This is a genomic window from Mesorhizobium sp. M7A.F.Ca.CA.002.15.2.1 (assembly GCF_003998715.1).
In the GTDB taxonomy this organism is placed as follows: domain Bacteria; phylum Pseudomonadota; class Alphaproteobacteria; order Rhizobiales; family Rhizobiaceae; genus Mesorhizobium; species Mesorhizobium ciceri.
Genome location: NZ_RZPI01001155.1, coordinates 1 through 797 on the forward strand (window position 1 = coordinate 1; position 797 = coordinate 797).

Sequence of the window (797 nt, forward strand, 5' to 3'; positions counted from 1 at the left end):
GTGCCTTGCCGCCGAGCGTGTCGATTTCCGAGCAGGCGACGCGTTCGACCAGCGTTTCCTTGCGCTGCCGGTAGGCGATGAGGTCGGCGACCGAAACCTGCTTGAGGCCATGCTCCTCGGCGAAAGCCTGCACCTGCGGACCGCGCTTGACGGTGCCGTCATCATTGACCAGCTCGGAAATGACGCCAACCGGCGGCAGGCCGGCGAGCTTGCACAGATCGACCGCTGCTTCGGTATGGCCTGAGCGCATCAGCACGCCGCCTTCGCGCGCGATCAGCGGGAAGATGTGGCCGGGGCGGACGAAATCCGAGCCACCGACATTGCCGTTGGCAAGATTGCGAACGGTCAAAGTGCGATCTTCGGCCGAGATGCCGGTCGTGGTGCCATGCTTGAAATCGACACTGACGGTGAAAGCGGTGGTGTGGGCGGAATCGTTGTCGGCGACCATGGGGGCAAGGTTCAGCCGCTTGGCTTCTTCGCGCGGCATCGGCGTACAGACGATGCCGGAGGTGTGGCGAACGATGAACGCCATCTTTTCGGGCGTGCAGTGGACAGCGGCGACGATCAGGTCGCCCTCGTTCTCGCGCCCGTCATCATCCATGACGACGACGATCTCGCCGCGTTCGAAAGCACGCAGGGCTTCGACGATTTTCTTCTGGTCGTAAGGCATAAGTGCTCGCTTTGCTCGCAGGGGAATAAGGGAGTAGGGCAGTAAGGGAGTAGGGAAAAGCAAAAAGATTTGGCCGGCCGGGCTAAGAGCGCAACATATTCCCCTATTCCCCTATTCCCCTATCTGT

At 61.4% G+C, this 797-nt stretch carries 1 protein-coding gene; it reads right to left on the minus strand.

The features are described from left to right. A partial coding sequence (gene ribB, locus ENZ74_RS33330; protein WP_127313361.1) for a 3,4-dihydroxy-2-butanone-4-phosphate synthase occupies positions 1 to 670 on the minus strand: 670 nt, incomplete at its 3' end. Between the last annotated feature and the right edge of the window lie 127 nt (positions 671 to 797).